Source organism: Ureibacillus thermophilus (assembly GCF_004331915.1).
Lineage (GTDB): Bacteria > Bacillota > Bacilli > Bacillales_A > Planococcaceae > Ureibacillus > Ureibacillus thermophilus.
This window is the reverse complement of sequence record NZ_CP036528.1, coordinates 804,061-816,561: the sequence shown is the minus strand read 5'-3', so window position 1 is coordinate 816,561 and position 12,501 is coordinate 804,061. Positions and strand designations below refer to the sequence as shown.

General features: G+C 38.4%; 14 protein-coding genes and 1 pseudogene. 7 read left to right on the top strand and 8 right to left on the bottom strand.

Going from position 1 to position 12,501, the window contains the following annotated elements:
* Positions 1-13 precede the first annotated feature (13 nt).
* The 3 genes from DKZ56_RS04025 to DKZ56_RS04015 form a co-directional block, all read right to left on the bottom strand.
* Positions 14-1,243: a threonine synthase gene (locus DKZ56_RS04025; protein WP_208651466.1), complete on the bottom strand. Its 1,230-nt coding sequence runs from the start codon at positions 1,241-1,243 to the stop codon at positions 14-16.
* Between the two features lie 234 nt (positions 1,244-1,477).
* Positions 1,478-2,035, bottom strand: a complete 558-nt coding sequence (locus DKZ56_RS04020; protein WP_208651465.1) for an NADPH-dependent FMN reductase — start codon at positions 2,033-2,035, stop codon at positions 1,478-1,480.
* 64 nt (positions 2,036-2,099) lie between these two features.
* Positions 2,100-2,528, bottom strand: a complete 429-nt coding sequence (locus DKZ56_RS04015) for a hypothetical protein (RefSeq protein ID WP_208651463.1) — start codon at positions 2,526-2,528, stop codon at positions 2,100-2,102.
* A gap of 177 nt (positions 2,529-2,705) precedes the next feature.
* Here DKZ56_RS04015 and DKZ56_RS04010 point away from each other — a divergent pair, with 177 nt between their 5' ends.
* A complete protein-coding gene (locus DKZ56_RS04010) occupies positions 2,706-2,858 on the top strand; it encodes a hypothetical protein (protein WP_208651461.1) in 153 nt (50 codons plus the stop codon).
* An 888-nt stretch (positions 2,859-3,746) separates the two neighbouring features.
* On the opposite strand, the gene DKZ56_RS04005 is transcribed toward DKZ56_RS04010, so the two are convergent.
* The 3 genes from DKZ56_RS04005 to DKZ56_RS03995 form a co-directional block, all read right to left on the bottom strand.
* The gene (locus tag DKZ56_RS04005) at positions 3,747-4,529 is read right to left on the bottom strand and encodes a class I SAM-dependent methyltransferase (RefSeq protein ID WP_208651460.1); all 783 of its coding nucleotides are present in this window, start codon (positions 4,527-4,529) and stop codon (positions 3,747-3,749) included.
* On the bottom strand, positions 4,517-4,948 hold the full coding sequence (locus tag DKZ56_RS04000) for a BrxA/BrxB family bacilliredoxin (RefSeq protein ID WP_208651458.1): 432 nt from the start codon (positions 4,946-4,948) through the stop codon (positions 4,517-4,519). Before DKZ56_RS04000 ends, DKZ56_RS04005 begins: the two co-directional genes overlap by 13 nt.
* Positions 4,949-5,035: 87 nt before the next feature.
* Positions 5,036-5,560 carry a hypothetical protein gene (locus DKZ56_RS03995; protein ID WP_208651456.1) on the bottom strand — a complete coding sequence of 175 codons (525 nt, stop codon included), beginning with the start codon at positions 5,558-5,560 and terminating at the stop codon, positions 5,036-5,038.
* 440 nt (positions 5,561-6,000) lie between these two features.
* Here DKZ56_RS03995 and DKZ56_RS03990 point away from each other — a divergent pair, with 440 nt between their 5' ends.
* The 3 genes from DKZ56_RS03990 (at position 6,001) to DKZ56_RS03980 (ending at position 9,347) form a co-directional block, all read left to right on the top strand.
* On the top strand, positions 6,001-6,276 hold the full coding sequence (locus tag DKZ56_RS03990) for a Parvovirus coat protein VP1-like protein (protein WP_208651454.1): 276 nt from the start codon (positions 6,001-6,003) through the stop codon (positions 6,274-6,276).
* Between the two features lie 157 nt (positions 6,277-6,433).
* The gene (locus tag DKZ56_RS03985; protein WP_208651453.1) at positions 6,434-7,006 is read left to right on the top strand and encodes a TetR/AcrR family transcriptional regulator; all 573 of its coding nucleotides are present in this window, start codon (positions 6,434-6,436) and stop codon (positions 7,004-7,006) included.
* 97 nt (positions 7,007-7,103) lie between these two features.
* Complete coding sequence (locus DKZ56_RS03980; RefSeq protein WP_208651451.1) at positions 7,104-9,347, top strand: YhgE/Pip domain-containing protein; 2,244 nt, start codon at positions 7,104-7,106, stop codon at positions 9,345-9,347.
* 327 nt (positions 9,348-9,674) lie between these two features.
* Here the strand turns inward: DKZ56_RS03980 and DKZ56_RS03975 are convergent, their stop codons facing one another.
* Entirely contained in the window at positions 9,675-9,911 is a 237-nt protein-coding gene (locus DKZ56_RS03975; protein ID WP_208651449.1) for a hypothetical protein, read from the bottom strand.
* Between the two features lie 191 nt (positions 9,912-10,102).
* Between DKZ56_RS03975 and DKZ56_RS03970 the strand changes: the two genes are divergently transcribed.
* Both DKZ56_RS03970 and DKZ56_RS03965 read left to right on the top strand, forming a co-directional pair.
* Positions 10,103-10,246 carry a hypothetical protein gene (locus DKZ56_RS03970; protein ID WP_208651447.1) on the top strand — a complete coding sequence of 48 codons (144 nt, stop codon included), beginning with the start codon at positions 10,103-10,105 and terminating at the stop codon, positions 10,244-10,246.
* A 318-nt stretch (positions 10,247-10,564) separates the two neighbouring features.
* A pseudogene (locus tag DKZ56_RS03965) lies at positions 10,565-11,169 on the top strand (LysE/ArgO family amino acid transporter).
* Here the strand turns inward: DKZ56_RS03965 and DKZ56_RS03960 are convergent.
* Entirely contained in the window at positions 11,142-11,501 is a 360-nt protein-coding gene (locus tag DKZ56_RS03960) for a hypothetical protein (RefSeq protein ID WP_208651445.1), read from the bottom strand. The pseudogene DKZ56_RS03965 and the gene DKZ56_RS03960 overlap by 28 nt on opposite strands.
* A 502-nt stretch (positions 11,502-12,003) precedes the next feature.
* Between DKZ56_RS03960 and DKZ56_RS03955 the strand changes: the two genes are divergently transcribed.
* Positions 12,004-12,501: an Lrp/AsnC family transcriptional regulator gene (locus DKZ56_RS03955; protein WP_208651443.1), complete on the top strand. Its 498-nt coding sequence runs from the start codon at positions 12,004-12,006 to the stop codon at positions 12,499-12,501.

The following is a 12,501-nucleotide window of genomic DNA, read 5'->3' as shown; positions in this document are numbered from 1 at the left end:
TCTCCCGCAAGTCTTATATAGATTTTGCACTGATTGTTTCCCCTGGTTGTAAAATAGGCACTCCTTGAATTTCTACAGTCTCTGGATATTTCACTCCGAGTCCTGTATTCAGACATACAACAAGCTCCTCTTCTTGAATCCAACCTTGTTCACGCAACTTTTTGGCTGCCGCAAAAGTGGAAGCCCCTTCTGGACAAATAAAATTTCCTTCAAATGAAGCCACTTGCTTTTGCGCTTCCAATATTTCATTTTCAGAAACGGCAATCGCACAACCATCCGTAGCGTAAACCGCTTCAAGCACTAAAAAGTCTCCAAGGGCTTTCGGTACATTTATTCCGAATGCACATGTTGCGGAGTTTTCGAAAAATACGGATTCCTTCTCACCCTTCTTCCAAGCTTCTACGATTGGAGCACATCCTTCCGCTTGCACCGCAACTAGACGAGGAAGTTTTCCCTTTTCAATCCAGCCCAACTCCTGCATTTCAAGTAAAGCTTTATAAATTCCAATGATTCCAACGCCGCCACCTGTTGGATATAAAATAACGTCCGGTACTTTCCAGCCAAGCTGCTCAACAATTTCGTAGCCCATCGTTTTCTTTCCTTCAATTCGATACGGCTCTTTTAATGTAGAAGCATCGTAAATTCCTTCTTCCCGAACTAAATGAGCAACTACTTTCCCAGCATCGCTTATTAATCCATTGATCAGATGCAAATCGCCGCCAGCAATATACACTTCTTTTCTTGTGATGAGTGGAGCATCAATTGGCATTACAATCGTTGCTTGAATGTTTGCTTTTGACGCATATAACGCCCAAGCAGCACCTGCATTCCCATTCGTTGGCATTGCCAGTCTAGTAACGCCAAGTTCCTTCGCTTTAGATACTCCTACACTTGCGCCTCTAGTTTTAAAAGAACCAGTCGGTATGATTCCTTCATCCTTTATGTGTAAATTTTCCAAACCGTATTTTTCCCCTAATATCGTAAAAGGTTGAAGCGGCGTTCCCCCTTCACCTAATGAAACAATATGCTCTTTATTTTTCACCGGAAGTACTTCATGGTAACGCCAAAGATTTTTTGGTCGTTTTGAAAGTTCTTCTTTCGAGAAACTTTTCTTTGCTTTTTCCAAGTCATAACGAACGAGCAATGGGGATCCGCATTTACATAATTGTTGAATTTTATTTTCTTCGTACCGTTCATTGCACTTTGGGCACTCCAAATGGGAAATAAAACTGAATTGTGTCATAATGGTCTCCTTTCAAGTTGAAATAAAAAAAGACCACAAAATTCCCACTAGAAGAGCCGAGAATTTTGTAGCCTTTGGTTTGTCCAATCAACTACATCATGATTTCACAGTTATTTTATTCTAATAATTCCTATAAGTCAACTATATTTTATATTATAATATCCACCAACTCTCTTTTCCTTAATCAAAAAAAAATCTGCTCCTTTGTTTATTCAAGAGCAGATTTTAATAGTATTAATAATTGTTTCGTATCGTTTTCAAAGCTTCCGTCCATTTAAGTAGTTGATCAAGCATTTCATCCACTATTGCTTTTTGGTGATCAGCTGGTTTAAACTTCGTCATGTCTTCAAAATCTGTGAAAAGCGAGAATGCTGGATGTGTTCTTACATCCGCTACCGCCAATTCCCCTAAAATGCCTCGCAAATGTTCTGCAGCCCGAGCTCCTCCCACAGAACCGTAGCTCACAATGCCTGCTGCTTTGTTATTCCAAACTTCCCGCGCCAAGTCAAGAGCATTCTTCAAAGCGCCTGTGATGCTATGATTATACTCCGCTACAATGAAAATAAATCCATCTAAGGCGGCTAATGTTTCATTCCATTTTTGGATTCGCTGGTCTGTCGGTTCAGTTGTTCCTAAAAACGGCAAGTCGTAGTCAGCAATATCTACAAGTTCAAATTTTGCATTCTTTTGATGATCTGCAATATCTTTAATCCATTTTGCCACTTGGGGACTAACTCGCCCTTCCCGCGTACTTCCTAAAATGATACCGATATTTAATGGTGTTTCTGCCATAGCTTGTCCTCCTTTTCATTTTATACATACAGTGTTGTCCATATTGTAAAAGTTAATAACTGACTTAATGCTGTAGTTTTTTTGAACTACAAGTTTTTCTTTCCTCCAAAATATCTTTAATCATTTCCACATGGGAGGATGCCCATGCCCTCTCCCGAAAATGAAAAATAAGTGCCGCCGTAATTCCTACAATGTAAAAAACAACAAAAATCAGCCAATTTCTTGAGCCTTCTTGCAGCAAAATTTTTTGAAGCTGTTGGGAAAAGATTAAGAACAAAAAGGGAATGGATGAAACAAAAATCGGTATCATACCAGACCCATTCTGCTCTTTTACTAAACGATAATAGATCAATTGCAGCACATCGCTTTCCAACGACTCGTAAAACTCCCGAACTTCATGCAGCTCCTTTAAATATTTGGATTGTCTGATTGCATTCCTATTTTTCTTAAGGTGGATATAGATTTTATGGGCATCGCCCCTAAAAAAATTCATAATTTCTCACTCCATATTTTTAAAGCAGGCACTTTCCCCTAGTTTTTCTCTTTCATTATTCTTCACAAATAAAAAAATAAACCGTTCACATTTTTTAAGAAAAATTAGACATTTATCTGTTGTATATCAGTTTGTTATAGAATATAATTGTTATATATCACACAGGAGGGGATGGATATGTTAAGCAATACGGAGCGCAAAAATATTGTTCAATTTTTAGTGACATATTTTGGACTAGAGCCTATACAATTTGCAAACATTTCTGATCGGATGTTAGAAGAGACTTATGAGTTTGTATACGCTAGATTTGAAATGGAAGCGGATATGTAATTATTTTTCAAGAAAACAAAGGGATAACAGAAAGGATTGTTTCTCAAGGAAAGGAAATGGCTCTTTTGAATCAAATGAATTAAAGGAGTGCCCCCTGAGACAACCCTTTCAAATAGATTAGGGGCTGTCCGAAAAGTCGATTGAATCGACCTTCGGCTCAGCCCTTTTTTCTGTTTTTAGGGTACAAAAAAATCGTCCTTTTTTATAGAATGAAATTGTCCGTGGCTTCCTTTATTCTGTTCTACACGTTTTAGTGCTTGAAGCATGTTCTCCCGTGACAGGATTTGATTCAAAAGCATCGTTATTCTCCTTCCGTGATTAGCTGTTCTCTTTATGCCAGTGGTCACTCCACCCTCCAAGAGGTCTCCCACGGGATTCACCGCTTCCTTCCTCAAGTGAGGTACTACGTTTTCTGTGTTCATCATGACTCACTGAATGCAAAGGGCTATTCTCTCTTAATTGTTCGGTCCTTCTTAGTAGTTCTAAACCAACTAATACGATGACCTCTGCTGACTTCTGACGGTTCAGCTACTTATCACTAAGTAGGTTATGAAGCGTACTTCACCTATCCGCCAGACCTCCCCGGGTAAGAATGTAATCTTTCCTTCCATCTATCTGCTTCATTTACTCTGTACCACCTTTGGCAGAAAGGACTTTGTTTTGTTTAGCAAACTCATCCAATGATACCTAGCCTTATATGAAGTTCGTGTTCCTCAGACCGGAAGTTTGCCGATCGCTTCCTTCAGATTCCGCGTCACCACGGACACCCTTGCGTTGAGCTAACCTCTACTTCTGTCTTCGGGGTTCGGGACTTACACCCTATCGTTCATGTACATGCCGGGCGCACATAAAAAAGAGCGAAATAAACGAATTCGCTCTTTTAACCACCTATTTTTCCAATACCCCAAAATGAAATTTCGAAGTGAGGCGTACCTTACGCTCAAAACCAAAATCTTCAAAATGAGTTGAACGAAAATGGGCTTTTAAAACAACTCTCTTCTTGGCCACTCGATATGCCTCATTCACCCATTCTTCTGTTAATGGATGATGGCTCCCCACTTCTCGCAAAGATTCAAAGTTATTCGATTCCTCAATGGTCTGTTCAAACATCGGATCCAGATAGACCACTTCAAAGGATTCATCGGCCTGCATTTTCAAAAACTCAACTGCCTCACAAGGAACCACTTGTATCCGTTCCATCGACCGTTTCAACGAAATTTCCGCTGTTTCATATTCTTTTAAACCACGGCGAACGATATAGGCAATAACAGGATCTACTTCGAGGCCAATCACTTTCCCCTTTTCCCCAACAGCATAAGAAGCGATGATTGCATCTGAACCTACTCCCAACGTACAGTCTAAAAACGAATCGCTGCTTTGCAGTGCACAAGCTTCCAAGAAAGGCTCAGATTCCCCTCTTTTCAGCCGTTTCAGACGAAAAGCTGCTGTATCGGGATGAAAGAAGAAAGGCATATGAGAGCCTTTCCCATAATACTCCAACCTATTTTTCCCAGCAACTAACACATTCGCTTCATAAAGCAAACTTATTTTGCTAATAGAACGTTTTTTCCGCGGTATAAATGGCACTCCTAAATCTTCGCTTACCTGTTTAGCCAATTGGTAAGATTCTTCATCAGGTCTTCCTGCTGTCGTAACAATTATGCGTTGCATGCTTGTTTCAACACGCCTACAATATGATCTCGGATTTGCTCCACTTCATACCCTTCAATTTGTTCCCTTGGGATGAAGTATTCCAACTGACCATCACGCAAAATCGCAATAGATGGGGAACTTGGCGGAACCTCTTCAAAATAAGAACGCATCGCAGCAGTCGCTTCCCGGTCTTGTCCAGCAAAGACCGTTACTAAATGGTCAGGTTTTATTTCTTTAAGCGCTTCTCGTACAGCTGGTCGTGCGCTGCCTGCCGCACAACCGCATACAGAGTTTATCACCACAAGAGAAACCCCTTTTGTTGTTGCCATAAATTCATGCACTTCATCCGCTGTTGTTAATTCAGTAAAACCAGCATCCACCAATTCTTGACGCATTGGCTGCACGATGGCTTTCATATACTCCTCGTAAGCGTTCATACTTTCGCACCCTTTCTTACTTTTTTCGTAAGAATTATTATAGCAAGCTTTTTCTTACTTTGACAGAAAGATGCATTTTCACGTTGCTTATTTTATTTTAATAGCTTCCCTTGCCTGCTCAAATAAGTATTTGATGGCATCCTTGTTCTTACGAAATGCCTCCAACTCTTCTTCATATGCTGTTCTGGCGGATTTAAATGAAAACTCTTTCTGAATCATGAAATTTCTTAGATGCGTTAAAGATTCCGTATTATTGTGCAATGAAATTTTATGTTCTAATTGTTCGCAAATATCCGTGATAGCATCCTGTTCAGTTTGTTTCTTATACCTCTCCTCATCATATACAATGAAATAAACCTTTTGATAAAATTCCTCAACGATTGCGTACAATTCAACAATGATTGATGCAAACTTCCTGTCTTTTCTTCGTGAGTACAATTCTTCTTGCTTCTTTTCCGGCAAGGATTGAAAGCAATCGAAATGTTTATCATGCTTTTTCAAATGTTTTATGGCTTCTTTAATTTCGTTGAATTCTTCATAAAGAAGTTCCAATTCAGCAAGGGCTACCTTTTCTTCTTTTTTGATTTTTTTAATTTTCGTTTTTCTTCCCACTGGAAAACACCTTCCTTTTTCATACATAATTCGACAAAAGGAAGGATTCCCCTTTAATAATTTTAGTTCTATTATTGTGATAAAGATAGGTTCCAATATAAAATATAGATAGAAATTTTGTTCAAACAAAATAGCACGGGGGGCATCTCATGTATAATGAACTGAAAGAATTGTTGCAACAAACGCTTCAGGAAGCATTAAAACCTATACAACAAGAATTGCACAAACTTGAAATTTTTCGATAAAGAAACAGTGATTCTCCTCTTTAAAAAACCGAAATCCTTTGCCCCATCCACCTTTTTTTGCAAAATAATCCATTGTTCACTTTCTCCATTAAGAAATCAATCCTTTCTCTTTTCCCCAAAAAATAGAGCGCCCGTTGCTTCTTATATTTTTCTCATATAATAAAGTAACTACACAAAACAGAAAGGAGCTTCGAGATGTTCCGACCGCGAAAATCCATTTTCGGCATCTGCTACCCTGGTTATCGCTATTGTGGACCAGGCTGTTCAGGTCCAGGTGCCCCAACAAATCCTGTCGATTTCTGTTGCATGCAGCATGATATTTGCTATTCCATATATGGACCTTCCTGGTATTGCGATGATTTATTCCAGCAATGTTTAGCTCCTTATCAACATCCGTACTACGGAAAAATGGCGAAAGATGCAAGATTATTTTCCCGTGTGATGAGATGGCGTAATTTATTTTTTTCATGAAATGAACATTCCCTTTATTCCTCTTTTTTTACTATAGAAATGATAAAAAACTTTATTTCTCTTGCAAAAAAAGATAAACAGTGATATATTACTGTACGTGAAACAAATGACCAATTTTGTCATTTGGTCAATCTCGGGCAAATAGGAGGTGAATGGCTTGGCAGTCGATCGAAAGCAACTAATACTTGAAGCTGCTCAAAAATCCTTTTCTTTGTTTGGCTATAAAGCAACGACAATGGATCAAATTGCGAAACTTGCCAATGTAGGTAAAGGAACCATCTATACATTTTTCAACAGCAAAGAAGAAATTTTAGATGAAATCGTATCTTCTCTCATCCGTCATATGAAGGATGAAGCAGAACGAGTTGTTGATCCGACAAAACGCTTTGATGAAAATATTCATCGAGTACTTTTAAGGCTCTTAGAGTTTCGAAAATCGCATCAACTCACCATCAAGCTTTTCCAGGAAGAAAAAGAGATTGGAACAAAAGCGGTGGTGGATGTGATTCAACGAGTTGAACAAGCCATCGTGGATTATATGAAAGGGATTATCCAAGAAGCCATTGACCGTGGTGAAATTAAAGAATGTAATCCTGAAATCACCGCGTTTATCATGCTAAAAACATATGTCGCTTTGATTTTTGATTGGGAACAGCAACACCCTCCTCTCGGTAAAGAAGAATTGTCTAATCTATTTAGACTGTACTTCTTTGAAGGTTTATCAACATAATTTTTATTTCATGGGACATACAATAGGATGTCCTTATTCATTTACTCGAAGATGACCAAATGAACAAAATAGTCATCACTTCTTAGGGGGTAACAATGTGAAAAATTCGTCTTTTTTGGAGGAATTAAAATTTCTACTTTCCAATCGAAAAATTCTCATTTCGATTATCGCAGTTGCGCTTGTTCCTTTAATGTATGCCGGAATGTTCATCTGGGCATTCTGGGATCCTTATGCGAATTTAGATGAATTGCCTGTTGCCATCGTCAATAACGATAAGGGTGCTGAATTTGAAGGCAAAACCTTACATATAGGGGATGAACTTGCCAAGAAACTCGAAGATAGTGAGAAATTTGCGTTCCATGTCGTTTCAAAAGAAGAAGGTTATAAAGGATTAGAAAATCGAGATTATTATTTGCTCATAGAAATTCCAGAAAACTTCTCTGAAAATGCGACAACGATTCTCGATGATGAGCCAAAAAAATTAGAACTCAAATATGTTCCAAATGAAAGCACCAACTTTCTTTCTTCCCAAATTGGGGAAACTGCAATGAAAGAAGTAAAAGCAGAAATCTCAAAAAATATCATTGAAACATATGCTGAAACCATGTTTGATTCCATCACGGAACTTGCGGATGGATTAAATCAAGCAAGCGATGGTTCAGGTCAATTAAAAGAAGGAATTGCGAAACTAAATGACGGTTCCAAGACATTAAGTGAAAACCTTGCTACATTGGCCTCTAAAATGATTGAATTCAATGAAGGCATGAATTCTGCCGCTAACGGTTCTGAATCAATCGCCTCTGGTTCAAGCCAATTAAAAGAAGGCCTAAAACAGTTGAATGATAATCTTCCAGCACTTGTAAATGGCACATCTCAAGTGGAAAATGGTTTGAAACAAATGAAAGACCAACTCCCAGCACAAGTTGCTTCGGGAATTTCTGAAAAACTAAAAGGCAGTGTCCAAAACATCAGCGCTGGCATTAACCAATTAGAAACTCAATTATCTAGCGAAATGTCTTCACAACTTACAGCTGGAATTGTAAATGGTTTATCCAGTCAATTAGCTGAACAAACCGTTGCGACTCAAACACAAACCCTTACTCAAATTCAATCAGCCCTTGTGGCAAATGGCTTTATGACAGAAGAACAAGCAGCTGACTTTATGGCACAACTTGCAAGCAATTCACCAACAAAAGAACAAGTTGAACAGCAATATAAAACTCAATTACAAGCTCAATTAGAGCCTCAAATTACTGCAGGAGTCAGCCAAGGACTTAATCAAGGTTTGACGCAGTTTGAAAATTCTTTAACAAGCCAGTTGCTTGCTTCAGCAAATGGCATTGAAGAACAATTAAAAACTCAAACTGCACCAGCCTTTAATCAAATGATTGCAGGTCTTGACCAAATCAATGCTGGTCAACAAACATTACAAAGCGGAGTAAGCAAACTTTATAACGGTTCTATTGACTTAAACAACGGTGCGAACCAGTTAAGTGCAGGCATGCAACAATTACGATCTGGTGCTGGCCAATTACAAGAAGGTGCTGGCAAACTTTCTGACGGCGCCGTCCAATTAACATCCGGTACAGAAAAATTATTGGATGGTTCAACCGAACTTGCTGACAAACTTGCAGAAGGTGCTGAAGAAGCAGGATCTGTGAAGGCAAATGAAGACACTTATGACATGATGGGGGAACCAGTTGTTGTTGATAAAGATGCAGTCAACGAAGTACCAAACTACGGAACTGGTTTCACTCCTTACTTTATGTCACTGGGACTATTCGTCGGAGCACTAATGCTTTCCATTGTGTTTGAATTCAAACGACCAGTAATTCGTCCTAAAAATGCAGTCACATGGTTTGCAAGCAAATTTGGCATTGTAGCAATCGTTGGTTTGATTCAAGCATTGCTTGTTGACTTAATTTTGTTACTTGTATTAAATCTTGAAGTGGAAAACCTTCCATTGTTTATCCTAACATCCATCATCGTAAGCTTTGTCTTTATGTCATTGATTCAAATGCTTGTGACATTGTTAGGAGACAGTGGACGCTTCATTGCGATTATCATCTTGATTTTACAATTAACAACAAGTGCTGGTACGTTCCCAATGGAATTGCTGCCATATGCATTGCAGCCAATTAATGCCTTCTTGCCAATGACTTACACAATCCAAGCATTTAAAGCAACTATTTCAAGTGGAGACATCTCCTTCTTATGGCACAATAATTTCATTCTTATTGGCTATATGATTGCCTTTATCGTACTAACGATTGCATTTTTATCAGTTTCATTAAAGCGTTCAAAAGATGTAGAAATGGCTGCTATGATGAAACAAGATTAATTAAACTGCTAGCAGTGCAAACCTAGATTAAGGTTTGTGCTGCTATTTTTTTGTTTTACGACTAATACACAATGCATAGAGTGTATCCGCACAAATGGTATTTATTCGCACCAGTTGAAGAAGATAAGGTATAAATGAGGTGGTATCCGCACGAATTGAGGTAGCATCCGCACGAATTGAAGTGGCATCCGCACGAATTGAAGTGGCATCCGCACGAATTGAATTCCCAAACCAATTTCAAAAATAAGGAAACAGAGCGAATGGAAAAACTCATTGTTTTCTCCATTCGCTCTGTTTTTATGGACTTTTTAGACAAGCCCTCTTTTTTTATTCCTCCAAATGCAATGTAAAGAGATTAATTTGCCTTCCCCACTCGATGGCTGCAGGAATTTCATTTAGTTTATGGCAGCCTTCGCAACCATCATCTTTCACTGTGAGCACCCCGTGTTCATCCAATGTACCTATTTCAGTAGATTCGTTAACGCGATATCCGATTTCTTTTGGTATGAGCTTTACCCTGATATATTCGATAGTGAGTTTCGATGCTTGCTCTCGCTTCTCCATTTCATAAACAACCCGCCAATTTATGTTTCCCCGACAAATCTCCATTCTTCCTTCAATTGGCATGAACTTAAAAAAATGAGCGAAAAAAACCGCCTTTTGTTGCACCTCTATGTTAAAAATTTTTATATGCTGCTGGAATAGATTGTTCAAATTGACGCACATTAAATTCAACACTTTTGGAGGTGACCTATATGGCAAAGAAAAACAAAACAAGCTTCAAGAAAAAGAAACAAGAGAAGAATAAAACCATCCAACGAGAAGAATATTCTAAAGAGTTCAATCAAGCCATTCACAACAATCCGCCTGCTGAAGTAAGAAAGCCTCGCAATACGTAATAAAGGGGGGTTGAAAAGACATTTTAAGACGCCCCTATTGCAACGAGGAGGCGCGTTTAATGTGACCACCGAAGGAGCAAAGATTTTCCAAAGAATTTTACTATTAGAAATGGGGATGTCTGGAAAGTTTTCACGTTCTGGACATTTCCTTTCATTCTTTGGGAAGCAACGAAGGCGACAGCTCCCTCATTAATAAATTCTCCGTTTCCCATCTGCATTTAATTAGGAGTGGCAGCGAATCCAAAAAAAATCCATTGAATTGGCTGTTTTCTTTTCGCTGCAATACAGTATGATAGATTGAAATAGGAGATGCTTTCCATGCTGCCACTTATACACGGATTTCTTTTAGCCTTTGGACTAATCTTGCCGTTGGGTGTCCAAAATGTCTTTGTTTTCTCTCAAGGCGCCATGCAGCCCAATCTGTTTCGGGCTCTCCCCGCTGCCGTCACCGCTGCCATATGCGATACAATGCTCATTTTACTTGCCGTTTTCGGGCTTTCCGTCATCGTATGGCAATTTGAATGGCTGCGGACAGGACTTCTAACGGCGGGCGTGATGTTTTTACTGTACATGGGATACTCTATTTGGAAAAGCCAACCCCAAACCAATGACACCCACACTTCTTTGCCGGCAAAAAAGCAAATTCTTTTTGCTCTATCCGTTTCCATCTTAAATCCCCATGCTATTTAGATACGGTGGGAGTCATCGGTACAAGCGCACTTAAATATGTCGGAACGGAACAATTTTTATTTACCTTTGCCTGTATTTTAGTTTCTTGGATTTGGTTTTTCGGTTTAACCCTTGCTGGTGCGTTTTTTAAAAAATTAGATCAATCAGGAAGTCTTTTAATGCTTTTCAACAAATGCTCAGCCATTTTCATTTGGGGAACTGCGGTTTATTTAATGTTGGATTTAATAGGATGAAAACTTTTCTCTCTGTTTTCATTAATGATTATGAATAAAAAACTGATGAAATATCCTACTGATACAAGGCTAAAGCAGCGAATTATTCCAGAAGACAGCAAAAAGTAAACTCCGATGGGAAGAGATGATAAGAAAGCGACAAATACAAACCATTTGGGCTTCAAAAATTGACCGATGACCACAAAGGCGGCAGGAATAACAGCAGCAACAAATAAGTTGCCAACCACTTCTGAATTTGGCGCCTGGTAAGGATTATCGAAGGAGAAAATTCCCCAAAATACAAGAGTTGCAACGGCAGAGGCAATTCCTATGATTGATCCTGCCATCTCCATTCATTTTCACTCCCTTTCGATCGTTTTTAAAACGTTCCTAATACACTTCTATTATTTTTTTACTTAAAAATAGAAAATATCAAATTTTTAATAAATGAAGAAAATAAGAGCCCACCCTCGTCATTCTCCTCCCACATCAAAGGGAACCAGATCTCCACCCCTGCATTCTTTGTTTTTGTTAGCTGAAATACATGCTTCTTTCACTTCCTCCCCTTCTTCGCTCCCATCTTCCAAGGACTAAACAATATTAGAAATCTCCACATCATTCCTCTACTATCTTTGAAATTTTTCCTAGCTAATATAGTTGTATTGCACACAGCTAAAATCAACATAATAAGTAAACATCAATGAAGTTTTTTCATCACTGACAGACCTTTTTATTACTTTATGCAAATATTTCTAAATTTTTATAAAAAATTATTTGTTCCTCTAGTTTTATCTTGAACTCTAAATTCATAGTGCTACAATCTAATTAAACTCTGCTATAGTTGGAGGTTTTTCCATGGAATTAAATGAAAAGGAATTAGAAATTCTTGCTGTATTGGAGAAGGACGCACGAATCGAAACAGCAGACCTTGCCAAAATGGTGGGTTTAAGTGTAGAAGAAACAGAATCCATTCTAAAAAAACTTGAAAACGATCAAGTCATTGTAAAATATTTGACAATGATTGATTGGACGAAAGTAGACCATCATCAAGGCGTACGAGCGATGATCGATGTGAAAGTAACCCCTAAACAAGGCGTTGGATTCGATGAAATTGCAGAAAAAATTTATCGCTACGATGAAGTGCAATCTGTATATCTAATGTCCGGCACTTATGATTTATCTGTCATTGTGGAAGGAAAAACATTAAATGAAGTGGCCAACTTCGTATCCCAAAAATTATCCACTTTGGAATCTGTTGTATCAACAACAACACATTTCATTTTGAAAAAATACAAACATGATGGAATCATTTTAGAACAAGAGAAAAAAGATAAGAGAATTGTGGTGTCATAA

Bases quoted from the DNA above. Each gene is read 5' to 3' on its own strand.
- DKZ56_RS04015 (WP_208651463.1), bottom strand. From the start codon at position 2,528: ATGAATTTTTTTAGGGGCGATGCCCATAAAATCTATATCCACCTTAAG.
- DKZ56_RS04020 (WP_208651465.1), bottom strand. From the start codon at position 2,035: ATGGCAGAAACACCATTAAATATCGGTATCATTTTAGGAAGTACGCGG.
- DKZ56_RS03970 (WP_208651447.1), top strand. From the start codon at position 10,103: ATGGCAAAGAAAAACAAAACAAGCTTCAAGAAAAAGAAACAAGAGAAG.
- DKZ56_RS04025 (WP_208651466.1), bottom strand. From the start codon at position 1,243: ATGACACAATTCAGTTTTATTTCCCATTTGGAGTGCCCAAAGTGCAAT.
- DKZ56_RS03990 (WP_208651454.1), top strand. From the start codon at position 6,001: ATGTTCCGACCGCGAAAATCCATTTTCGGCATCTGCTACCCTGGTTAT.
- DKZ56_RS04005 (WP_208651460.1), bottom strand. From the start codon at position 4,529: ATGCAACGCATAATTGTTACGACAGCAGGAAGACCTGATGAAGAATCT.
- DKZ56_RS04000 (WP_208651458.1), bottom strand. From the start codon at position 4,948: ATGAACGCTTACGAGGAGTATATGAAAGCCATCGTGCAGCCAATGCGT.
- DKZ56_RS03975 (WP_208651449.1), bottom strand. From the start codon at position 9,911: ATGGAGAAGCGAGAGCAAGCATCGAAACTCACTATCGAATATATCAGG.
- DKZ56_RS03960 (WP_208651445.1), bottom strand. From the start codon at position 11,501: ATGGAGATGGCAGGATCAATCATAGGAATTGCCTCTGCCGTTGCAACT.
- DKZ56_RS04010 (WP_208651461.1), top strand. From the start codon at position 2,706: ATGTTAAGCAATACGGAGCGCAAAAATATTGTTCAATTTTTAGTGACA.
- DKZ56_RS03955 (WP_208651443.1), top strand. From the start codon at position 12,004: ATGGAATTAAATGAAAAGGAATTAGAAATTCTTGCTGTATTGGAGAAG.